The following is a 22,535-nucleotide window of genomic DNA, read 5'->3' on the forward strand; positions in this document are numbered from 1 at the left end:
CCAGTTCTGTCTAACCTCGCGCTATGGCGCTACTCACAAGTAGCAACGGGTGTCCCGACTACGACGTCGTGGTCGTCGGGTCGGGCTTCGGCGGCAGCGTCGCGGCGCTGCGGCTGACCGAGAAGGGCTACCGCGTCGCCGTGGTCGAGGCCGGGCGTCGCTTCGCCGACGACGAATTCGCCAAGACCTCGTGGAACCTGCGGCGATACCTCTGGGCACCCCGGCTCGGGTGCTACGGCATCCAGCGCATCCACATGCTGCGCAACGTCATGATCCTGGCCGGCTCCGGCGTCGGCGGCGGTTCGCTGGTGTACGCGAACACGCTGTACCGCCCGCTCAAGCCGTTCTTCGCCGACCGGCAGTGGGCGCACATCACCGACTGGGAGTCCGAGCTCTCCCCGTACTACGACCAGGCCAGCCGCATGTTGGGCGTCGTCACCAACCCCACGACCACCCCGTCCGACGTGGTGATGCGGAAGGTCGCGGACGACATGGGGGTGTCCGGCACCTACCATCCGACCCCGGTCGGGGTGTACTTCGGCGAGCCGGGCAAGGAGGTCGACGACCCGTACTTCGGTGGCGCGGGCCCCCGCCGCACCGGCTGCACCGAGTGCGGTGCGTGCATGACCGGCTGCCGGGTCGGTGCCAAGAACACCCTGGTCAAGAACTACCTCTACCTGGCCGAACAGAACGGCGCCGAGGTGCTGCCGCTGACCACCGTGACGGCGCTGAAGCCTCGCCCGGACGGCTTGTGGGAGGTGCACACCGCGCGGACCGGTGCCAGGTTGCGCACGGGGCGGCGGGCCATCACCGCGGGTCAGGTGGTGCTCGCCGCCGGTACCTGGGGCACGCAGAACCTGCTGCACCGGATGCGGGACCAGGGCTTCCTGCCCGACCTGTCCCCGCGGCTCGGTGAGCTGACCCGCACCAACTCCGAGGCACTCGTCGGCTCCGGCCGGTTGAAGGTTGACCCCGAGCGGGACTTCTCCCGGGGCGTGGCGATCACCTCGTCGTTCCACCCGGACGAGAACACGCACATCGAGCCCGTGCGCTACGGCAAGGGCAGCAACGCCATGGGGCTGATCCAGACCCTGGCCACTGACGGTGCGGCGAGCACACCGCGCGTGATCCAGTTCCTCAAGGAGATCCTGCGCCACCCCGGCAAGCTCCGGATGCTCTCGGTGCGCCGGTGGAGCGAGCGCGTCGTGATCCTGCTGGTGATGCAGAGCCTCGACAACTCCATCACCACCTACACCAAACGTGGCCTGCTCGGCCGCCGCAAGCTCAGCTCCAGGCAGGGGCACGGCGAGCCGAACCCCGCCTTCATCCCGGCCGGCTACCAGGCCAACCAGCTCGTGGCCGAGCACATCGACGGCATCGCGGGCAGCACCTGGGGTGAGCTGTTCAACATCCCGCTCACCGCACACTTCATCGGTGGGTGCGTGATCGGCGAGGATGCCGAGCACGGGGTGATCGATCCCTACCACCGCGTCCACAACTACCCAACACTGTCCATTGTGGACGGTTCGGCGATCACGGCCAACCTCGGCGTGAACCCGTCGCTCACCATCACGGCACAGGCCGAGCGGGCGTTCGCGATGTGGCCCAACGCGGGGGAGAAGGACCCGCGGCCCGCCCAGGGAGCGGGATACCGGCGGGTGGGCCCGGTGCCGCCGGTGCGGCCGGCGGTACCGCCGGCCGCACCGGCCGCGCTGCGCCTGCCGCTGGCCACCGGGCGCACCGAGCGCCACCAGCCACCGGTGGCGCGCTAGCCGGCGAGGAGGTCCTCCGGCCGGGCGGGATGGACCTCGATCCGGCCGTCCTCTCCCAGGTGGACGCGCCGGCCGGGATAGGCGCGGGCGGCGATCGCCACGTCGCGCTCGTCGAACAGTCCGGTGAAGACGATGGTGCCGTTGACCAGCTCGGTCTGCTCGATGGCGGTCGGCCAGCGGTGCCAGTAGACGTCGATGTCGATCGGCTCGTGGGGTTCGGGCAGGTCGGGTCCGAACATGCGTGCCGTTCTCCTTGGTCGGGCCTTCCCGCCCAGTGTCGGCAACGCGGGCACCAAGATCGACAATTCCGCCCCGATCGGGTGGGGCGCCGCGCTGCCCCGGGTCCACCGGTGTACCTGCTCGGTCGAACGTGGACCTCTCCCCGCGGGGAAGCGTCGGAACCGGGACGCCCATTCGTCGCATAGTGGGCCGACCGCTCCTCCGGCAGGATTCGGGGCATGGACGACGACGTCCCGGTGCTCGTCGTGGGGGGCGGGCCGGTCGGGCTGACCACGGGCCTGCTGCTGGCCCGCGCCGGAGTGCCGAACCTGGTGCTGGAGGCCGAGCCGCGGCGGCTGGCCATCGGAAGCCGCTCGATCTGTGTCCAGCGGGACGTGCTCGACGTGCTGGAACGGGTCGGGCTCGGGCGCCGGATCGTCGACCACGGCGTCACCTGGTACCGCGGTCGCACGTTCTTCCGGGAGCACGAGGTCCTCACCATCTCGTTCCCGGAGAGCAGCCACAGCGCGTTCCCACCGTTCACGAACATCCCGCAGACGGACGTGGAGCTGTTGCTCGACGAGCAGGCGGCGGCCGAGGACGTTGTCGACGTGCGTTACGGGCACCGTGTTGTCGGAACCGAGCAGGACGACACGGGTGTCACCGTTCGAGTATCCACAGTGGACGGTGAGCGGGAGTTTCGCGGTAGCCATTGTGTTGCGGCGGATGGTCCGCACTCGACGGTTCGGCACCTGCTGGGCCTGCCGTTCACCGGCGAGTCCTACCCGGACCAGTTCCTCATCGCCGACATCAGGGCCGACCTGGGGTTCGCCGCGGAACGCCGGTTCTTCTTCGATCCGGTGTGGAACCCGGGCCGGCAGGTGCTGGTGCACCCGCAGCCGGGCGGGGTGTGGCGGATCGACTGGCAGGTGCCGGCCGACTTCGACCTGGACCGGGCGCAGGCCGACGGCACCCTGGACCGCCGGGTGCGGGCGATCGTCGGCGACCGCGACTACGACCTGGTGTGGGTGTCGGTGTACCGGTTCCACCAGCGCCGTGTCCCGTCGTTCCGGGTCGGCAGGGTACTGCTGGCCGGGGACGCGGCACACGTCATGAGCCCGTTCGGCGCGCGCGGGCTCAACTCCGGCATCCAGGACGCCGAGAACGCGGCCTGGAAGATCGCCTACGACCGCGCCGGGTGGGCCGGCCCTGCCCTGCTTGCTTCCTACGACGCCGAGCGTGGTGCCGCGGCCGACGAGAACCTGCGGGTCACCGGGCAGACGATGCGGTTTCTGGTGCCACAGACCGACTCCGACCGCACGCACCGGCACGATGTGCTCACGCGCTCCGTCGAGGATCCGGCGGTGCGGCCGGAGATCGACTCCGGCAAGCTCGCCGAGCCGTTCTGGTACCTGGACTCACCACTCACCACACCAGCACCTGCCGACCAGTGCGCGGCCTTCCCTCGGGAACCCGGCGCCACCCGGCCACCGTTGCCCGGCGTGCTGTGCCCGGACGCGACACTGCCCGGAGGATGGCGGCTCCGGCAGACCTTCGGCCCGCACTTCACCGTCCTGGTCCGCGACGACGAACCCGAGTTGCCGGTCCCGGACCACCCGCCGGTCCGGGTTGTGCGGTTGCCTGCTGACGGTCTTGCGGCGGAACTGGGGCTGTGCGCGGGGACATGTGGCCTGGTACGCCCCGACGGCCACCTTGCCGCGATCGGCCCAACCTCAGCCCTCACCGACGCGCTGAAACGCGCCAACGGCTGGTGACCTCGGTCAGAGCGTCAGGCCGGTGAGGACCATGACGCGTTCCTCGGTCAGGTCCGACATGGCCGAGCGCACGCCCTCACGACCCACGCCGGAGCCCTTCACCCCGCCGTAGGGCATCTGGTCGGCCCGGTAGGACGGCACGTCGCCGACGATCACGCCGCCCACCTCCAGCTCACTCGACGCCCGGAACGCCACCCGCAGGTCGTGCGTGAACACCCCGGTCTGCAACCCGAAGGCCGAGTCGTTGACCTGCGCCACCGCCTCGTCGAAACCGTCCACTGTAGACACCGAGAGGACCGGGCCGAAGACCTCCTCGGACCACACCTTCACATCGGCCGGCACGTCGGTCAGCACGGTCGGCTCCAGGGTCGCCCCGGACCGCCCACCACCGACCAGCACCTTGGCGCCGCGCTCGGTGGCCTCCCCGATCCACGTCTCGACCCGCTTCGCCGCGTCCTCGTCCACCATCGGCCCGACCACCACGTCCGGGTCGTGCGGATCCCCGCTCCGCAGCCCCCGCACGGCCTCCACCAGCCGCGGCACGAACTCGTCGGCCACCGCACGGTCGACGATCACGCGCTGCACCGCGATGCACGACTGGCCCGCCTGGTAGTTGGAGAACGTCGCGATGCGCTCGGCCGCGAAGTTGAGGTCGGCGTCGCTGCTCCAGTCCGCGCACACCACCGCCGCGCCGTTGCCACCCAGCTCCAGCACGACGTGCTTGCGGGGCACCGCGTCGGCGATCGACCACCCCACCGGCACCGAGCCGGTGAACGACACGACCGGCAACCGCTCGTCCTCGACCAGCGCCATCGTCTCCTCGTTGCCCACCGGCAGCACCGAGAACGTCCCGTCCGGCAGGTCGGTCTCGGCCAGCAGCTCACCCAGCAACAACGCCGACAGCGGGGTTCGCGGCGCCGGCTTGACCAGGATCGGGGCGCCCACCGCGATTGCCGGCGCCACCTTGTGCGCCACCAGGTTCAGCGGGAAGTTGAACGGCGAGATCCCCAGCACCGGCCCGCGCGACACGCGCCGCACCACGGCCATCCGGCCCTCCGCGGTCGGGTCCGTGTCCAGCCGCTGGAGGTCACCGCTGAACCGGCGGGCCTCCTCGGCCGCGAACCGGAACGTCGACACCGCCCGCCGCACCTCGACCGTCGCCCACCGCAGCGGCTTGCCGTTCTCCGCGGTGATCGTCTCGGCGACCTCCTCGGACAGCTCGTCCAGGCGCCGCGACACGTGCTCCAGCGCGGCCGCCCGCAGGTACGCGGGGGAGCGCCGGAACTCACCGGCCACTGCTGCGGCCGCCGCCACCGCCCGCTCGACCTGGTCCGGCCCGGGCACGGCGACCGCGGCCACCTCCGTCCCGTCGAAGGGATGACGTACGACCAGCTCACGCGCACCCTGCTCCGGGCGACCCGCGATCCAGCAGGGGCGCGGCTTGGCTTCTACGGCGTTCGGCTCAGCGCTGGGACCGCTCATGTGCCCACCGTATGCCCGTCGAGCTTGCCGGCGGCCCCCAGTGCCGCCGGAAGAGAAAAGACCAGGTCAGCGGCGTACTCGCTGCCAGGCGTAACCGAAGAGCCCGGCCGCGCCCGCGGCCACGGCGAGGAAGGCACCGTAGGCGAGCGTGATCACGACGAGCACCGCCAGCGTGGCCACGGCCATTACCGCCGCCAATGCAGAACTCAACAGAGATGTCGTCAACTCCACACCTCCATCCGGGGTGTCGACTGTCACACGATAGACGTGCATCACAGCGAAGAAAAGCCCAACTGTCATACCGCCGTAGTGATGACGTCACGCATGGTCATCGTCACGTTCGCCCGCGGGCCGGATACGGACGATCAGGTGGAGCCATTGGCCGGACGCATCACGGCAGGCCGCCAGGGCGCCGGGGGTGGCTGCCGCAAACAGCGGACCTACCTGGGAGAATGGGACTAGTTCTCACCCATGCGGAGGTTCGCCCCTTGAGCGCCAGCAGCGGCCAGCGCCCGGTTCTCGTCGTCGACTTCGGGGCCCAGTACGCCCAGCTCATCGCCCGTCGCGTGCGGGAGGCCCAGGTGTACTCCGAGGTTGTGCCGCACACGACCCCGGTCGAGGAGATCGTGGCTCGTGACCCGGCCGCGGTGGTGCTCTCCGGCGGCCCGTCGAGCGTCTACGCCGAGGGCGCGCCCTGGGTCGACCCCGAGCTGTTCGACGCCAGCGTGCCGGTGTTCGGCATCTGCTACGGCTTCCAGGCGATGGCCCAGGCCATGGGTGGCACCGTCGAGCACACCGGCACCCGCGAGTTCGGCCGCACCGAGCTGGCCGTCGCCGACGGCGGGGGCCAGCTCCACCACGCCCTGCCCGGCAACCACCCGGTGTGGATGAGCCACGGCGACTGCGTCACCAGGGCCCCCGCGGGCTTCACGGTCACCGCGAGCAGCGCCGGCGCGCCGGTCGCGGCCTTCGAGGACGTCGAGCGGCGGCTGGCCGGGGTGCAGTACCACCCCGAGGTCGCGCACTCCCCGCACGGGCAGGAGGTGCTGCGCCGCTTCCTGCACGAGATCGCGCACATCCGGCCGCAGTGGACGACGGCCTCGATCGTCGAGGAGTCCGTCCAGATGATCCGCGAGCAGGTCGGCGACGGTCGGGCCCTGTGCGGGCTGTCCGGCGGCGTGGACTCCGCGGTGGCGGCCGCGCTCGTGCACCGCGCCATCGGCGACCGTCTGACCTGCGTGTTCGTCGACCACGGCCTGCTGCGCGCGGGCGAGCGCGCCCAGGTGGAGCGCGACTTCGTCGCCGCCACCGGGGTGCGCCTGGTGACGGTGGACGCCCGACAGCGCTTCCTGGACGCGTTGGCCGGGGTCGGCGACCCCGAGGAGAAGCGCAAGATCATCGGCCGGGAGTTCATCCGCGTCTTCGAGCAGGCCCAGCGGGACCTGCAGGCGGAGGCCGGCGAGCACGGCGAGCACATCGACTTCCTGGTGCAGGGCACGCTCTACCCGGACGTGGTGGAGTCCGGCGGCGGCACCGGCGCGGCCAACATCAAGAGCCACCACAACGTCGGTGGCCTGCCCGACGACCTGCGGTTCAAGCTGGTCGAGCCACTGCGGCTGCTGTTCAAGGACGAGGTGCGCCGGGTCGGCCTGGAGCTGGGCCTGCCGGAGACGATCGTGCACCGGCAGCCCTTCCCCGGCCCCGGGCTGGGCATCCGCATCGTCGGCGAGGTGACCGCCGAGCGGCTGGAGGTGCTGCGCGCGGCGGACGCGATCGCCCGCGAGGAGCTGACCGCCGCCGGGCTGGACCGCGACATCTGGCAGTGCCCGGTGGTGCTGCTCGCGGACGTCCGCTCGGTCGGCGTCCAGGGCGACTACCGGACCTACGGCCATCCGGTGGTGCTGCGCCCGGTCTCCAGCGAGGACGCCATGACCGCCGACTGGTCGCGGCTGCCCTACGACGTCCTGGAGCGGATCTCCACCCGCATCACCAACGAGGTGCCCGAGGTCAACCGGGTGGTCCTCGACGTCACGAGCAAGCCGCCGGGCACCATCGAGTGGGAGTGACCCTGCGGGGCTCGGGCCGCTGATCAGCCACGCGCAGGCTCGACGAGGTCCGCGGCCGCGAGCGACCTGACCGGCGCCGCGAACAACGGTGGGCCGGGACAACGTCCCGGCCCACCGCCATACCCCCTTGTTTCTTATTTCCGCCGCGGGCGCAGGGACACGGCCAGCATCAGGATCCCGATGCCCACCGCACCGCCCGCCACGATCCAGCGCAGATCCACGTCCGGCAGCCAGAACGCACCGTTGGTGAGGGCGTAGGCCGACACCAACAGGGCCAGGAGCCCGGCGACCAGGGTGAGCGGGTCCGGCCCGCGCCTGGCCGGTGTCGTGCTGTCGCCCGAGTTCGCCACATTCCCTGTATCGCTCGGCACGCTCGGGAAAGCCTCGGAACCGAAGCTCGGCGGCACGTACGGGTAGGACGAGCTGGTGCCGAACGTCGCGCCCGGTGGGTTGAGGGTTGGCCCAGAGGGGGTGCTCAGCGAGCTGTTGATCGACTCCGCGCGCGAGGTCGCAGATCCTGTGGGTGAGTCCGCTACGCGGCCAGACTCGGTGACAGGGCTTTCCGTGCCGTGGCTTGCTGTTGCTCGCGAGTCCTCGGCACCCTCCCCCGACTCGGCGCGCAGGTTGTCGGTGTCACCGCTCGACCCTGCGAGCAGGTCTTCGGTCTTTCGCTCCCGGCCCGGGTCAACCACGGCCCACCTCCACGTTTCCGGTTCCGGCCCGCACGTCCAGCACGACCTTGCCGCCGCCGGAACCCTCCTGGTGCGTCCGCGTGCTCTTCCGCAACCCCGAGTTCCGCTGGTCCAGGCAGGTGATGTCGCCGATCTTGGCCGAGCAGGTGGCCGCCACCTCCGCATTGGCCGGTACCAACACCCGGACGTTGCCGAGTCCCACGTTGATCTCCTTGCGCAGCTCCTCACCCGCGCCGAGCGGCAGCTCCGACAGGTCCACGCGCAGGTCGCCGACCGAGAGCCGGTAGTCGCCCGCCTTGGCCTCCGCGACAGTGCGCGGCGTGAAGCGTTCGTCCCCGATGCCGTGCCACGCCCCCGGCCACGCGCCGAGCGGCAGCACGCTGGTGATGACCGCGGCGGCACCCACCGGAATCGCCAGCGGGATCAACCCCCGGCCGCCCTGTAGGAACGACCCGAACACCATGCCCAGGCCGAGCACGCCGAGCACGACACCGATCACGTGCGACACCGTCATCGCGGGAACCTGGGAGGCCACCGCGATGGCGATGCCACCCGCCACCAGCGCGAGGCCGAGCGTCACGAGGGTGACCCGGGACTGGCGCCGGGGCGGCTCCGTCGGCCCGACCGGCGCGGGTTCCGGCAAGTCCCATGCGAAGGGCGCCACGCCCAGGGGGTCCCAGGTGGGGGGCGCCTCCGGCTCGTGCGCCGGGGAGCGGGCCCCGGCAGGTGCACCTGCCTGGTAGGCCCCGCGAAACTCGCCGGTCGGGTACGCGGGCGGCGTGGGCCCGGTGGCCGGTGGGGCTGCCTCGGCGGGCGGCGCCGAGGCAGCGGTCGCCAGGTACCGCTCCCGGTTCTCCGCCCCGCGGTTCTGGTGCAGCAGATACAGGCCGGCGGCGGCCAGCGCGATCACGAGCCACCCGCTGGGACCCCCGGGCCCGAACACCGCTCCACTCGCCGGCAGCAGCGCGATCAGCAGCAGGATCGTCGTGACGGCGGACACCGACGAGCGGCCCCGCTTGGCCAGCCCCTCCAGCGCCGACACCTCGTCGCCCTCCTCCGGCAGCAACAGCCAGCCCACGAGGTAGAGCAACACCCCGACCCCGCCGGCGATGGTCGCCACCACGAACGCGATCCGCACCAACACCGGGTCGATGCCGTACCGCTGGCCGATGCCGGTCGCGACGCCCGCGACCTTCCGGCCGGCCTTCGGTCGTCGCGGCCGGGTGGCCCAGAAGTCACGTAGCGTGTCGTCCAGGCCACCGCCCTGTTTTGCCTGCATCCCGCTCACGATGGACAAGCCTCGTCCACCGGTCGGGCGGTCGCATCGGGGACGCCCCTGAGCCGGCCCGGAAGTGGCGCGCCACCGGGTCCGGGTCGTTCCCCGATGTCCCGCGCGCGGGCGCGTGTGACCATGGCCGGGAGCAGGCAGGGCCCGGTGGCAGGGGAGGCGATGTGCAGGAGGCAGCCGTGACGGACGCGGCGGAGCGGCCCGAGGATCCGGCCGCGGTCCCGCGCGGCGGCCAGCGGGCGGCGGACCCGGGGGACCGGGCCCGGCGGGCTGGGCGGGCCCAACCACCCGAGCAGGCGGTGGGGGAGCGTCCACCGCTGCGGCGCCGCCGGAGCGGGCGGGTCGTCGCGGGCGTGGCCGGCGGGGTCGCCGACCACCTCGGCGTGCCCGTGCTGTGGGTGCGGGTCGTGTTCGCCGTGCTGGCCGGGCTCAGCGGCGCCGGCGTGGTCGGCTACGGGCTGCTGTGGGCGTTCGTTCCGCAGGAACCGGTCAGCGCCGAACGCACGGCGTCGACGCGGGAGCGACAACAGGCCGTCGGCCTGCTCGCGCTGGCGGTCGGGCTGGCGGTGCTGGCCGGCATCCTCGGCAACCCGACCACCGGCTGGGTCACCGGGCCGCTGGGGATCGCCTTGGTCGGCGCCGTCCTGGTGTGGCGGGAGGCCGACGAGGCGCAACGCCGCCGCTGGCTGGGCAGCGCCCGCTCCGGCGCCCTCGGGGTGCTGCTCGGCGGCGGGGGCACGGCCGCGGTCATCCGGGTGGTCGGGGGCGCCTCCCTCGTCGTCACGGGGATTGCCGTGTTCCTGTTCGAGCAGGTCGACCTCGCCACGGTCCAGGCCGCGCTGCTGGCCGTGCTGGCCACGCTGGCCGGGGTCGCCGTCCTGACCGTTCCCTGGTGGTTGCGCCTGGTGCGGGACCTCAACGAGGAGCGGCGGGTCAGGATCCGCACCGAGGAGCGCGCCGAGATCGCGGCGCACCTGCACGACTCGGTGCTCCAGACGTTGGCGTTGATCCAGCGCCAGGCCGAGGCGCCGCGCGAGGTGCGCCGGCTGGCGCGCGGGCAGGAGCGTCAGCTCCGAAGCTGGTTGTACGGGCCGTCCGGCTACGGCCGGCGCGGGGCGACCGAAGGCGCCGAGGACGGGGCCTCGGTGTCGACCGCGCCGGGGGTGTCGGGTCACACGCTCGGCGAGGCTGTTGCCGCCGCGTGCGGTGAAGTCGAGGACGCGTTTGCGGTCAATGTGCAGCAGGTCGTTGTGGGGGACTGCGAGCTGGACGAGCGCACGGTCGCGGCGGTGCACGCGATGCGGGAGGCCGTGGTGAACGCGGCCAAGCACGCCGGCGTTGGCGAGGTCAGCGTGTACGCCGAGGTCGAGCCGGACATCGTCACGGTCTTCGTGCGGGACCGGGGCAAGGGCTTCGACCCCGAGGACGTGCCCGCGGACCGGCACGGGCTGGCCGACTCGATCCGGGGAAGGATGGAACGGCACGGCGGTACGGTCCGGTTGCGCACCGCGCCGGGGGACGGGACCGAGGTGCAGCTGACGATGCCGCGGCACGGCGGCCGGCGGAACGGCAAGGAGGCACGAGGGTGAGCGCGCAGGGCGAGGATGGCACGACGGCGTCGGGGGCTGGCACCGAGCAGGGGCCGGTGCGTGTCTTCCTGGTCGACGACCACGCGTTGTTCCGTACCGGGGTGAAGGCCGAGCTGCAGGATGCCGCAAACGAGGTGCAGGTCGTGGGGGAGGCCGGCTCGGTGGCCGAGGCGGTCGCCGGGATCGCGCACTACCGGCCGGACGTCGTGCTGCTCGACGTGCACATGCCGGACGGGGGCGGTGCCGAGGTGTTGCGCCGAGTTCGGCCGAACCAGCCGGACGTCGTGTTCCTGGCGCTGTCGGTGTCGGACGCGGCCGAGGACGTCATCGCCGTGATCCGGGCCGGTGCCCGGGGTTACGTCACCAAGACGATCTCCGGTCGGGAACTGGCCGACTCGATCCGGCGGGTGCGCGAGGGCGACGCGGTGTTCTCCCCACGGCTGGCGGGATTCGTACTGGATGCCTTTGCCGACAGGCCGGGAGCGGCGCCCATCCGCGACCCGGAGTTGGACCTGCTCACCCCGCGCGAGCGCGACGTACTCCGGCTTCTCGCGCGGGGCTACGCGTACAAGGAGATTGCCTCCGAGCTGTTCATTTCGGTGAAGACGGTGGAGACCCACGTTTCGAGCGTGCTGCGCAAGACCCAGCTCTCGAACCGCTACGAACTCTCCCGCTGGGCCTCCGACCGCCGCCTGGTGTGATCTGCCGGCTTTATCGGACTTTCATTTGTGCCGCAAGCGGACTTCACCGACCTGTGGATAACCGCGCCAGCCTGGGGAAACCGGTTTTGGTCCGGCCGCCAAGATCGGTAGGCTGGCCAGGGGCTCGCCCCCCAGGGAGGGCGGGTGGTGTGTCAAGGCTGGGCGGCACCAGGGCCGCCGGGCGTGGTCAGCCGCCGCTGCAGGCCGCTGAAGGTCCGTGCCCACCACGTCGTGGCCGACTATCGGGATTCCGCAGGGCAAAAGCCAACTCCGTTCCGAGAGCGCCTTCGACCAGGCCAAATTCGGTAATCCGACGGTAGGGTCCCCATCGACAGGGGATCGGATTCGGCTGCCACCGGACCCGGCCCCCGTGCGTGTCCCAAAAGACCGATTCCCTTGAGGACGTATGCGTAAGAAACCCGCCTTCGTCATGGGCCTCGCGGTCGCCGCGGCGCTCGCCGCCGCGGCACCCGCCAACGCCGTGACACCCGCCCCGGTGGACGCCACGCAGCGGGCCAACTGCCCCCAGCTGAGCACGAACCTCGACTGGCACGGCGACAACCGGGCCAAGCTCCAGAAGATGATCGACGAGCGCGGCACCTGCTCGGGTAAGCCCGGCCCGCGTCCCGTCGCCGCATTCGACTGGGACAACACCGTCGTCAAGAACGACATCACCGACGCCACCCTCGCCTGGGCACTCCGGCACGACAAGATCCTGCAGCCCAGGAGCTGGAAGGACACCAGCAAGTGGCTGACCCCGGCCGCCGACCGTGCCCTGACCACGGCGTGCGGCACGTCCGTCCCGGCCGGTAAGCCGCTGCCCACCTCGCGCAACACTGCCTGCGCCGACGAGATCATGGAGATCCGCGGGAAGTCGCGGACCGTGGCGGGCGAGGAAGCCTTTGCCGGTGACTGGAACCACCGGCGCACGGTCCCGGCCTACGCCTGGATCCCCCAGTTGTTCGCCGGACACACCCCCGGGGCCCTGAGGTCCTTCGCCAAGAAGGCACGCGCCGAGGCCCTCGGGGCGCCGGTGGGCTCGACGCAGACCATCGGCACGCACACCATCGCCGGATACGTCCGCTACTACGAACAGCAGAAGGACCTGATCCGCACGCTGAAGGCGGCCGGTTTCGACGTCTACATCGTCTCCGCCTCCTCCGAGGTGATCGCCGAGGCGTGGTCCGGAGGTGTGGGTATCGACCGCGAGCACACCATCGGCATCCGCAGCGCGATCCGGCACGGGAAGCTGACCACGGGCATCCGCGGCTGCGGCGACGTGCCGGACGGGCAGGGCGAGGTGCTGCCGTATCGGGACGGCAAGCGCTGCTGGATCAACCAGGAGATCTTCAAGATCAAGGGTGCGGCTGCCTGGGAGCAGCAGGATCCCGCGCGTCGCATCGCTCTCGGTGCGGGCGACGCCGATACCGATGTGACGTTCGTAAGCGACGCCACCGGCGCGCACCTGGCGATCAACCGCAACAAGCCCGAGCTGATGTGCCGCGCCTACGACAACGCCGACGGCCGCTGGGTGACCAACCCGATGTTCGTCGAACCACTGCCGGGTAACCCCAACAGCTACCCCTGTTCGACGACGGCCAATGTCCACCCGGACGGCACGCACGGACCCGTGCTGCGCGCCGACGGCAGCGTGATCCCGGACCAGCTGGACACGGTGCACGGCTGAGCCGTAGCCCTCGGCGATTTGCACGAGCCCGCCGGGGACCCCCGGGTCTGCCGTACGGGTCCCCGGCCGGCGCGGTCAGTCGCCGGCGCAGGCGGCGGGTTGGGTAGCCCGTGCCGGCTCGGGAGGCACCGGCACGGGCTGGTTTCGGGGCGTGCGGCGGGTGAGCGCGACTCCGACGAGCACGACGGCCATCCCGGCCAGCACGCGCTGGCTCAGCACCTCGCCGAGGACCACGGTGCCCAGCAGGACCGAGACGATCGGCATCACGTAGGTCACCGTCGCCGCGTTGGTCGGGCCCTCGTCGGCGATGAGCTGGTGGTTGAGGGCGAAGGCGAAACCGGTGCCCAGGGTTCCGAGGACCACGACCGAGGCGATCGCCAGCCAGTCCAGGTGAACCGGCTGCAACCCGGCCACGGGCACCGCCATCGTCGTCAACACCGTCGCGCCGATCATCTGGCCGGCAGCCGTCGCCGTGGGCGGTAGCCCGCGGCCGGACAGGTGCCGCGACAGGTAGACGAACCCGACGCCGTAACTCGCGGAGGCGGCGAGACAGGCCAGCGCTCCCCAGCTCAGCAGACCTTCGGCGTGCCACGGCGCGAAGATCACCATGATACCGGCGAAACCGAGCAGCAGGCCGGCCAGCCGCATCAAGGTCATCCGCCGTTCCTGCTTCGCCAGCAAGGCGAACAGCAGTGTCCACAGTGGAGTCGTGGCGTTCAGAACCCCGGCGAGCCCGGAGTCGACCGTCTGCTCGCCGTAGCCGAACAGCACGAACGGCACGGTGTTGGCAACGAGCGCGACGACGGCCAGGTGCAGCCACACGTCCCGGCCCCACCCCGGTCGCTGGCCCTTCCTGGCGCACATCGCCACGAGCACCAGCGCGCCCAACGCCACCCGCCCGAGCGTGATCTGCACCGGCGAGAACGCCGCGAGCGCGAGCTTGATCCACAGGAAGCTGGAGCCCCAGAGTAGGGCCAAGGTGGCGAAGCGGAGCAAGCTTCCCGGCCTGGTCACGTCGTCCTCCCGGCTGAGCGGTGCGTTGCGCCGACAGCCTGCGTCCGGAAACGCGTCAGATCAAGTGAATAATTGTGCATGGACCATTGAGTAAATCTGTAGAGTGGGGTGCGTGCTGGACGTGCGCCGCCTGCAGATCCTCCGCGCGGTCGTGACGAGCGGATCCGTGACCGCCGCCGCGACCAACCTCGGCTACACCCCCTCCGCCATCAGCCAACAGCTGGCCGTCCTGGAGAAGGAAACCCGGACGCCGTTGCTGGAGAAGGCCGGCCGCGGGGTGCGCCCCACCGCCGCCGGCCTGCTGCTCGCCGAGCACGCGGCCGTGCTGACAGCTCAGCTCGCCACCGCCGAGGCCGAGCTGACCGACCTGCGGGAGGGACGCACCGGGCGGCTGCGCATCGCGTTCTTCGCCACCGCCGGCACGTCGCTGGTGCCCCCGGCCATCGCCCGGTTCCGCCGGGAGCGACCCGACATCCAGCTCGAGCTGATCCTGCGCGACCCGGACGATCCCGTCGACGAAGTGGTGGCGGGCAATGCGGACATCGCGGTGACCGTCGTCGCCGACACCCCCGCCACCCTGCCCGGTATCAGGTTCCACCACCTGCTCGCCGACCCGTACCGGGTGGTGCTGCCGCGCGGTCACCACCTGGCCGGCGAAGCCAGCCCGATCGATCTCGGAAACCTGGCCGGAGAGCAATGGGTCGACGCGCTGGCCAACAGCCCCAGGGCATGCCGTCACATCGTGCTCGACGCCTGCGCCGCGGCAGGTTTCGCACCGCACCAGGTCGGCGAGTCCGACGACTTCACCACCGCGCAGGGCTTTGTCGCCGCCGGCCTCGGCATGGCGTTGATCCCGCAGCTCGGCCTCACCGCCCCGCACCCCGGTGTCGTGGTCCGGCCCCTGCGCAACCCCGAGCCGATCCGGCACATCTACGTTGCGGTCAGGGAAAACGGTGCCAGCCCGGCGCTCCAGGTACTCCTCGACGCACTCGACGACGTCGCAGAAGCCGCCTGACACAACAAAAAGCGGGCCCCCACCAGGGAGCCCGCTCTTGGGATCAGATCGGCGGTCAGGTGGTGCCCTCCCACTTGAAGTTGTTGATCAGCCACCCACCGTCCTCGTTGGCGTACTTGTGGTACATCCGCTTGTCCTCCGTCCCACCGTCCGTGCGGTGGATCCGGATGAGGACGGTGACCTGACCATTCGACGTCCTCGACGGGCCCTTGAGTATCTCGACCTTCTTCGAGTTGGTCCACCAGCCCCTGGTCTGTTCCATCGCCAACCTGCCGTTGAGGTCGAGCTTGGTCCAGGCGAGGTCTACATCGGGCATGGCTTGGTAGAACTCGCTGACCGCTTCCTCCGGGCTGTTCGCCGGGCCCGGCTTGATGCTCTTCTCCCTGGCCTGGTCGGCGTTGCTGACCTCGGCGCCGTTGTTGGTGGAACTCGAACCACCGGCACCGCCGCTCGGGTTGTCGAGCATCGAGGAGGCGATCAGCACCCCGACCACGGCGGCGACCACCAACGCGGCCAGGTACAACCAGCCGGACCGGCGCGGCACCGGTCGCTTGGGCGAGCGCTTCGGGGCAGCCGCCGGGCGGCTCGGCAACGACGGGTGCGGGTCACGGCGGGGTGCGGCAGCGGGACGCCCCGCCGTCGGCCGCACGGGCGGCACTTCGGCCACCCGAGTCGGGTTCGGCCGGTTGGTCGCGCGCGGGTCCATCCGCGTCTGGGACTGCACCGGCGGCACCGGCATCCCCGCGGTCGGCGTGTGCGGCGGGCGTCCCGGCGGCGCGACCGGACCCGGCATGGCGGTGGTGGGCACCGCCTGGGTGGCCGCGGTCGGGCGCCACGGCGGCACGACGGTCGTCGGCTCCAACGCACCCGCCGGCACCGGCTTGCCGTCCGCAACCGCCTGCAACGCGTCCCGCGCCTGCGCCATCGTCGGCCGGTCCTCCGGCTCGGCGCGCAGTAACCGCATGAGCAACGCGGTCAGCGGCCCCGCCTGCTTGGGCGGGTTGACCTTGCCCGCGGCCACCGCGTGCAGCAACGCGAGCGTGTTCTCGTTCAGCCCGAACGGCGGCTCACCCTCGATCGTCGCGTAGATCGTCGAGCCGAGCGAGAAGACGTCGGAGGGCGGACCGATGTCCCGGCCGCGTGCCACCTCCGGAGCGAGGTAGGCGGGGGTGCCCGCGAGCATGCCGGTCTTGGTCACGGTGACGTCGCCGGTCGCGCGGGAGATCCCGAAGTCCGTGATCTTCACCGCACCGTCCTCACCGAGGAGGATGTTGCCCGGTTTGATGTCGCGGTGAATGATGCCGGCGGCGTGCGCGGCGGTGAGTGCGTTGGCGATGTGCGCGCCGATACGCGCGGCCTCCTGCGGCGACAGCTGGCCCTGCTCGGCCATCACCGCCGCCAGGCTGCGCGAGGGCAGGTACTCCATCACGAGGCAGGGCGCGCCGTCCTCCTCGACGACGTCGAACACCCCGATCGCGTTCGGGTGCTGCAGGCGCGCCGCGATCCGGGCCTCGCGCATCGCGCGCTGCCTGGCCTCCTCGGACTCGTCCCGGCTCAGGCCGGGCTGCAACAACAACTGCTTCACCGCGACCGTGCGATGCAGGCGCTCGTCGTGCGCCTGCCACACGATGCCCATGGCACCGCTGCCGATGCGCTCGAGCAGTCGATAGCGTCCGGCGACCAGGCGACCTCCGTCGCTCACCGGCGGCTCCCCGTGATGGTCACAGCGACCAGGCTAGCCCCAGCCCCACCATGGGAGGGAAGGCCAGCCAGGACGCCCGTGGAATCGGACTGGGCTGCGCTGCGGCGACCGGGTGGGGCCCGGGGCCGCTGGTGAGCGACCCACGACGCACTTTCCGATCACCGGTGACGGTCAGCACCTCCGCATCTACGATACGGCGCTGCTCTCCGCCCTCGTACCACCACCCGCTGCTCGGGAGCGGCCGGGAGGGTGGTTCCTGTTGGATTTAGTCCGCAATGGCGTGCCGGACGTTAGCGCGCGCCACCGTGGCCTGACGCACTCCGCGTACACTAATGGTTTCGGCCCACGCAGTGGGAGTCCTTGTGGCGCAGGCGGTTGCGACCAACGGTGTAGATCACGTGCGCGCTGCGTCAACCATGCTGCGCCGAAAGTAGTTGTGCACCGACGATCCGGGGTGGACTGGTACGACTCACGGTGAGAAGTTGCTCGGTGTGCAGCCAGTCACCCTCCGGTCGCTGCATGCTCACCGAGACCCGCACCGAACCGTCGCGTCCCGGCTCCACCCGGGCCAGCCGGACCGCACGCACCGTGCGCCACGAGGACACGAAGCCGAGCGGGTCGTTGCCGACCATCTGCTGGTCCAGTAGCGCGAACGCGGCGGCGGGCTCGCTGCTGAGCAGTCGGTAGAACTCGCGCACCACCTCCACCCCCGAGCCCAGCCCACTGGCGGACGGGTCGGTGGTGATCGGGCGGGTCTCGGCCCCGCGGATGAACGGCTCGAACCCGGCGGGCGGCGTGGTGGGTGGGGCGGCCCGGAGGGTGCGGGCCACCGCGGGGTGGGCCGGGGTGGTGAGGGTGCCGTGCAGCAGATCCGGTCGCAGCACCGTGGGCCCGGTGATCTCGGTCGGCGTGGGCGCGGCGGCGGCCGTGGGGATGTGCGGCCGGGCGCTGACGATCACCGAGGCCGCCCCCACCGCACCGCACACCACCAGCACACCCACACTCACCAGCACGAACCGCAGTAACTGCACCGCCTTGCCCGGCCCCTCCGGCGCCGACGGCCGGTCCGGGCCCAGCAGCTCCTCGACGAACCGCTCGCTCTCGATGGCCTCGCGGGTGCGCAGGTGGGGATGGTTGCGGATCAGCTCGGCGACGCTGACCGAGCCCGACCGGGGGTGTCGCCGACCGGTCGTCGAAGGGTCCACGGGGCGGCCTCCGCATGCCTCCGTACGTGCTGTCGTCGGCTGAACTCGTACCGTGACAACCCACAGCGACGCCACTCCGCGGCGGTGGTTCACCAGTTTGAGGCGGCAAGCGGCCGGCCACGGTCACACGCGCGGCGCAACGATCACGCTCCGCTGTCAGCATGCTACCGATGGACGCGGAGCGTGACCGAGCGATAGCCGTTGATCAGCGCCCAACCCGACGCGACCGCCGCGCGCTCGCGGCTCGCCGCCACGTGATCGGGCTCGACGAACCAGGATCCCCGGTCCGTTTCCCGCCGGTTGGAGGTGGCCAGGTTGGCCGGTTCCGGTCGCCGGGTTGGGTTGCCCCCGCTGATCTTGTCGCCGAGCAGGCCGTAGACGTCCTCGACGCCGTGCGCCACCGAACCGTAGAAGTTGGTGGTCGCCCGGTCCAGCTCCGGGATGATCGAACTGGTCGACGGGTTCGTGGTGTTGGTCGGCCCCGAGGGCGGGGGGCTCGAGAGCGTGGAGTGGTGCGGCGAGCCGGGTCGGCTCGAGCCGGATTCGGTCAGTCCGGGAGCCGACTCGATCGGGGAATAGGTGTCGGGACCGCTGAATTCCGGGGTGATGCCCTGCTCGCTGGTGTCTGTCTCCGTGTCCGCGCTGCTGGCCGGCAAGGGCATCCCCGGTGCCGGGGCGGGCGTGCGCGCCGGTGGTGGCAGCCGGCGGTGGCGGTCGGCCGGGACTGGTGCGAAGTCGGGATGCGACGGGAACGGGAACGCACTCGGATAACCGGGCATCCCCTCCAACCGCTGGTGCGAACGCGTCGGCACCACCGTCGACCCGATCGCGGTCAACGCCGCCAACACCGCACACGACGCGCTCACGCTGAACCACGCGGCACGCCGCCAACTCCGCGGCGGTGTCACCGAGGCCGGCACCGTGCCCAGGTCGAAACTGCGAAGCCCGGCCGACTCACCCTCGCCGGGCCGGTCCTCCGCGGGACCGACCCGAGCCGGCTTCCGGTCCAGGTACGTCTGGCGGTACCGGGCTCGCCCGGGCCCGGTCCGGCGCGGTCCGGTCCACTCCTGTCCGCGGTTCATGTCGCCCTTTCTCGGCACCGGGTGCGCCCGCTACCCGGTCTGCACCACCTGGAACGCCTCCGCGAGCCGGCCGTCGGGCAGCCCGAAACGTCGGGCCGTGCCGGACAGCCAGGCGCGTCTGCGTTCCGCCAGGTCGTCGATGTGTTCGGTCTGCGACCGGTGCGCCCACAACGCCGCGAGCGTGATCGGGAAGACCTCGGTCACGTCGACCACTTCGTTGCGTCGCTCCATCGGTCCGTCGGCCACCCACAGCTCCTCGACCGTCCACGGCACGAGCCCCTCGTCCCGGAGGAGCTCGGGGTGGGAGTGCGGGTTGCGCGCGTCCGGGTAGACCGCGGCCAGCGTGGCCTCACCGGCCGCACGGTGGTCCGGGTGCGAGGTGACCAGCTGCTCCCAGTTGATCTCCGGGGACCAGGTGAGGACCCGGTGCGGTCGCAGCTGGCGGATGATCCGGGTGATGTCCCGCCGCAGCTCCAGCGAGGGCACCAGCCGACCGTCCGGGTGGCGCAGGAACACGGTGTCGGAGACGCCCAGCTCCGCGGCCGCGGCGATCTGTTCCCGCTCACGTTGCTGGGCGACGGCGTCGCGGGGCAGGTCCGGATCCCCGGTGGCCTCGCCGGACGTACAGACGCAGTAGGCGACGCGCAGCCCGGTCGACGTCCAGGTCGCGACGGTGCCGGACGCGCCGAAGTCCACGTCGTCGGGATGTGCGGTGACGACCAGTGCGCGTTGTGCGGCGGGAACCTCCGATGGCTCGGTCATCGCGGCCATAGGGTAGGCGTGAGGTAGGTGTGACGGGGGTGATCGGGCAACGTTCCCCCGACCGGGCAGGAGCATCACGCCAATGGACGACGTGTTATCGCCCGCTGCACCGATTTTCCCTTGCCGGCTGGCAAATGCCAACGGGTTGGCTGACCCCACCGCGACCGTGAGTGGCGCCGGAATCCCCTTGGGTGTGCCTCGCACTCGGCTTGCGTCCCGCGACGGCGAACCCGGACGCCTCCCGTTCCCTCGGCGCAGCGGTCGCCGGTTCGAGACAGGGGAACCGCCACGGAGAGCGCGGTCAGCCTGGCCGCTCCGTGTCATCGCGACATCGAACCCTGGCCATCGAGGTCACGGCGGCGGTATCCAACCTTCGGCACGTCATCGCCCGCGCAAGCAGGGGTGGTTCACCGGCCCGCGCCCCACCGAAACCAGACCCGGTCAACTGCTCGGCCTGAAGGACCGAGCCTGAACGGGGTCGGTCCGTAGGGGCTCCCCTGACGCTCCTCGGCCGCCGCTGGCTGCCACGGTCCGGGTCGCATCGCCAGACGCTGGGCAGCGTCGGTTGGGGCATGTTGACGAATACCCACGCCGCGCGTGCACGGTTACGCGGGTTGATCGCGGCGACGTGATCGGCTGGCTCGGCGAGATCACACCACCGCCGTGCCCCCCACCGGTGAGCAGACCGGTAAACAGCGGCCGTCATGCCGCACACGACCGCGAGCAGCGCATCAGCCGCCGGTGCGGTACCGGCTCCGGGTGCCCTCCAACGCCTTCATCGCACCGACCCCGCCGCCGGCTCCGGCGATGATCGCGAGCACGTCGGCGAACGCGCCACCGGTGCTCAGGGCCAGTGCGAGAAGTGCGGCGCCGGTTGTCACCGCCGCCACCGGAACCCGGCTGCGCACGTACTGCGCCACGGGTTCGCCGCCGGCCCGGCGCTTCGCCGCCGAGCCGAGCATCGCCAGGTAGCCGTCATGTGCGAGCGCAGCCAGGAGCGCGAGCACCGCGATCACCGTCGCCAGGAAGTCCAGCATGGCTCCAGTCTGCCCGTGCCGGCGGCCGGGCAGGGCCGGGTCAACCCGGAAACATCCCTGATTTTCGGCACCACCCCCGGACGCGTCCTGGACCGTGTGGACCGCTGAGCCACGCGCCAGCGGTCCGATCCACAACCGATCACGAGCCTGGATCGGCGCCCGTCGCAGGCCCGCGCCGACCGCGCCACAACACCCCGACGGCCGAGGCTCGCTACGGCCGATCTACCGGCGACAAAACACGATGAAACCAGCGCCTGGTCGCACATATCCTGGGGCGTCGTGACCCGCGTTCTGCACGTGTTCTGGCACGACGCCTGCCTCGCCCACGACCCCGGGACGGGCCTGTGGGAGCTGCCCGGCCAGTGGCCCTGGCTGGACGAGCCGGAGCCGCATCCGGAGAACGCGGCCCGGCTGCGCACCTTCCGTGCGGTCCTGCGACGTGGTCCGGTCGCCGGTGCCGTGCGTTGGCACGACGGCCGGATGGCCAGCCCGGACGAGCTGGCCGCGGTGCACGACCCGGACTACCTCTCCGCCGTGGAGCGGGCGTGCGCCGGCCCCGGCCAGGTGGCGGTGGAACAGAACACCGTCGTCGGGCCGGGCTCGTGGCCCGCCGTGCTGGCGGCCGCCGGTACCACCCTGGCCGCGACCGAGGCCGCGCTCGATGGGACCGCACCGATGGCCTACGCGCTGGTCCGCCCGCCCGGCCACCACGCCCAGTCCGCTGCGGCGGACGGGTACTGCCTGGTCAACAACCCTGGGCTGGCCGCGGCGCGCGCTCGGGCCGCCGGGCTGCGGGTGGCCGTCCTGGACTGGGACGTCCACCACGGCAACGGCACGCAGGAGCTCTTCTACGCCGACCCCGACGTGCTGGCCATCTCGATCCACATGCGGCACGGGGCGTGGGGTCCCAATCACCAGCAGACCGGCGCACCGGAGGAGCTGGGCAGCGGCGACGCAACGGGCCGCAACGTCAACATCGAGCTGTCACTGGGTGCCGGCGACGCCGCCTACCTGCGCGCGTTGGACGAGATCGCCGCCCCGGTGCTCCGGGAGTTCGGCCCCGACCTGCTGGTGTGCGCCTCCGGGTTCGACGGCTCGGCCTTCGACCCGAACGGCCGGCACAACGTCACCGCCGACGGCTACCGGGAGATCGGCCGCCGGGTGGCCGACCTGGCCGAGGAGCTGACCGGCGGCCGCGTCGTGCTCACCCAGGAGGGCGGCTACCTGCGCGGTTACTCCGCGTTCTGCCTGCACGCCCTGGCCGAGGGCTTGGTCGGCGTGGCCGAGCCGGCCGCCGAGGACCCGCTGGCCTATGTCCCGGACGACTCGGCGTCGCGGCCGGAGCGGACCGATGCCGATCTTGCCCTCGTGCGCAAGGCGGTGGCCTCGTACTGGCCCGGGCTCGGCTGGTGAAGCTGTCCGAATCGTCGCGTTCGAGCTGCTCCCT

The 22,535-nt window shown here is 71.6% G+C and carries 20 protein-coding genes; 9 read left to right on the forward strand and 11 right to left on the reverse strand.

What is annotated here, in order from left to right:
- Positions 1-23 precede the first annotated feature (23 nt).
- Positions 24-1,772, forward strand: a complete 1,749-nt coding sequence (locus IEY55_RS15700) for a GMC family oxidoreductase (protein ID WP_189058479.1) — start codon at positions 24-26, stop codon at positions 1,770-1,772.
- Here the strand turns inward: IEY55_RS15700 and IEY55_RS15705 are convergent.
- Entirely contained in the window at positions 1,769-2,011 is a 243-nt protein-coding gene (locus IEY55_RS15705) for a hypothetical protein (RefSeq protein ID WP_189058481.1), read from the reverse strand. The two genes, IEY55_RS15700 and IEY55_RS15705, sit on opposite strands and share 4 nt — an antisense overlap.
- Before the next feature lie 219 nt (positions 2,012-2,230).
- On the opposite strand from IEY55_RS15705, the gene IEY55_RS15710 reads away from it, so the two are divergent.
- Positions 2,231-3,766 carry an FAD-dependent monooxygenase gene (locus tag IEY55_RS15710; protein WP_189058483.1) on the forward strand — a complete coding sequence of 512 codons (1,536 nt, stop codon included), beginning with the start codon at positions 2,231-2,233 and terminating at the stop codon, positions 3,764-3,766.
- A gap of 6 nt (positions 3,767-3,772) precedes the next feature.
- Here the strand turns inward: IEY55_RS15710 and IEY55_RS15715 are convergent, their stop codons facing one another.
- Positions 3,773-5,248, reverse strand: a complete 1,476-nt coding sequence (locus tag IEY55_RS15715) for an aldehyde dehydrogenase family protein (RefSeq protein WP_189058485.1) — start codon at positions 5,246-5,248, stop codon at positions 3,773-3,775.
- A 66-nt stretch (positions 5,249-5,314) separates the two neighbouring features.
- Positions 5,315-5,473, reverse strand: a complete 159-nt coding sequence (locus tag IEY55_RS15720) for a hypothetical protein (RefSeq protein ID WP_189058487.1) — start codon at positions 5,471-5,473, stop codon at positions 5,315-5,317.
- Positions 5,474-5,560: 87 nt separating this feature from the next.
- Here IEY55_RS15720 and IEY55_RS15725 point away from each other — a divergent pair, with 87 nt between their 5' ends.
- Positions 5,561-5,710: a hypothetical protein gene (locus IEY55_RS15725; protein WP_189058489.1), complete on the forward strand. Its 150-nt coding sequence runs from the start codon at positions 5,561-5,563 to the stop codon at positions 5,708-5,710.
- A gap of 26 nt (positions 5,711-5,736) precedes the next feature.
- Positions 5,737-7,314: a glutamine-hydrolyzing GMP synthase gene (gene guaA, locus IEY55_RS15730; protein WP_373290018.1), complete on the forward strand. Its 1,578-nt coding sequence runs from the start codon at positions 5,737-5,739 to the stop codon at positions 7,312-7,314.
- Between the two features lie 134 nt (positions 7,315-7,448).
- Here the strand turns inward: guaA and IEY55_RS32800 are convergent, their stop codons facing one another.
- Positions 7,449-8,006, reverse strand: coding sequence for a hypothetical protein (locus IEY55_RS32800; protein WP_308424763.1), 558 nt, complete (start codon positions 8,004-8,006; stop codon positions 7,449-7,451).
- Positions 7,999-9,285: a PspC domain-containing protein gene (locus tag IEY55_RS15740; RefSeq protein ID WP_189058493.1), complete on the reverse strand. Its 1,287-nt coding sequence runs from the start codon at positions 9,283-9,285 to the stop codon at positions 7,999-8,001. Before IEY55_RS15740 ends, IEY55_RS32800 begins: the two co-directional genes overlap by 8 nt.
- A gap of 188 nt (positions 9,286-9,473) precedes the next feature.
- On the opposite strand from IEY55_RS15740, the gene IEY55_RS15745 reads away from it, so the two are divergent.
- From IEY55_RS15745 to IEY55_RS15755, 3 genes are all read left to right on the forward strand, one after another.
- On the forward strand, positions 9,474-10,883 hold the full coding sequence (locus tag IEY55_RS15745; RefSeq protein ID WP_189058687.1) for an ATP-binding protein: 1,410 nt from the start codon (positions 9,474-9,476) through the stop codon (positions 10,881-10,883).
- Positions 10,880-11,584 (forward strand): response regulator, encoded by a 705-nt coding sequence (locus IEY55_RS15750; RefSeq protein ID WP_189058495.1) that lies wholly within the window; start codon positions 10,880-10,882, stop codon positions 11,582-11,584. Before IEY55_RS15745 ends, IEY55_RS15750 begins: the two co-directional genes overlap by 4 nt.
- Positions 11,585-11,990: 406 nt before the next feature.
- Positions 11,991-13,271 (forward strand): HAD family hydrolase, encoded by a 1,281-nt coding sequence (locus IEY55_RS15755; protein WP_189058497.1) that lies wholly within the window; start codon positions 11,991-11,993, stop codon positions 13,269-13,271.
- Between the two features lie 75 nt (positions 13,272-13,346).
- Here IEY55_RS15755 and IEY55_RS15760 read toward each other — a convergent pair whose 3' ends face one another.
- Positions 13,347-14,285, reverse strand: a complete 939-nt coding sequence (locus tag IEY55_RS15760; protein ID WP_189058499.1) for a DMT family transporter — start codon at positions 14,283-14,285, stop codon at positions 13,347-13,349.
- A 112-nt stretch (positions 14,286-14,397) separates the two neighbouring features.
- On the opposite strand from IEY55_RS15760, the gene IEY55_RS15765 reads away from it, so the two are divergent.
- Positions 14,398-15,300, forward strand: a complete 903-nt coding sequence (locus IEY55_RS15765; RefSeq protein WP_189058501.1) for a LysR family transcriptional regulator — start codon at positions 14,398-14,400, stop codon at positions 15,298-15,300.
- A gap of 55 nt (positions 15,301-15,355) precedes the next feature.
- On the opposite strand, the gene IEY55_RS15770 is transcribed toward IEY55_RS15765, so the two are convergent.
- From IEY55_RS15770 to IEY55_RS15790, 5 genes are all read right to left on the reverse strand, one after another.
- Positions 15,356-17,002 (reverse strand): serine/threonine-protein kinase, encoded by a 1,647-nt coding sequence (locus tag IEY55_RS15770; RefSeq protein ID WP_189058503.1) that lies wholly within the window; start codon positions 17,000-17,002, stop codon positions 15,356-15,358.
- 410 nt (positions 17,003-17,412) lie between these two features.
- A complete protein-coding gene (locus IEY55_RS15775; protein WP_189058505.1) occupies positions 17,413-18,207 on the reverse strand; it encodes a hypothetical protein in 795 nt (264 codons plus the stop codon).
- Between the two features lie 164 nt (positions 18,208-18,371).
- Complete coding sequence (locus tag IEY55_RS15780; RefSeq protein WP_189058507.1) at positions 18,372-19,289, reverse strand: hypothetical protein; 918 nt, start codon at positions 19,287-19,289, stop codon at positions 18,372-18,374.
- A gap of 30 nt (positions 19,290-19,319) precedes the next feature.
- Complete coding sequence (locus IEY55_RS15785; protein ID WP_189058509.1) at positions 19,320-20,051, reverse strand: PIG-L deacetylase family protein; 732 nt, start codon at positions 20,049-20,051, stop codon at positions 19,320-19,322.
- A 731-nt stretch (positions 20,052-20,782) separates the two neighbouring features.
- The gene (locus IEY55_RS15790) at positions 20,783-21,088 is read right to left on the reverse strand and encodes a hypothetical protein (RefSeq protein ID WP_189058511.1); all 306 of its coding nucleotides are present in this window, start codon (positions 21,086-21,088) and stop codon (positions 20,783-20,785) included.
- Positions 21,089-21,367: 279 nt separating this feature from the next.
- On the opposite strand from IEY55_RS15790, the gene IEY55_RS15795 reads away from it, so the two are divergent.
- Positions 21,368-22,501, forward strand: a complete 1,134-nt coding sequence (locus IEY55_RS15795; RefSeq protein WP_229686431.1) for an arginase family protein — start codon at positions 21,368-21,370, stop codon at positions 22,499-22,501.
- The last annotated feature ends 34 nt before the right edge of the window (positions 22,502-22,535 follow it).

The sequence above is a fragment of the Longimycelium tulufanense genome, from assembly GCF_014645795.1.
GTDB lineage: Bacteria > Actinomycetota > Actinomycetes > Mycobacteriales > Pseudonocardiaceae > Longimycelium > Longimycelium tulufanense.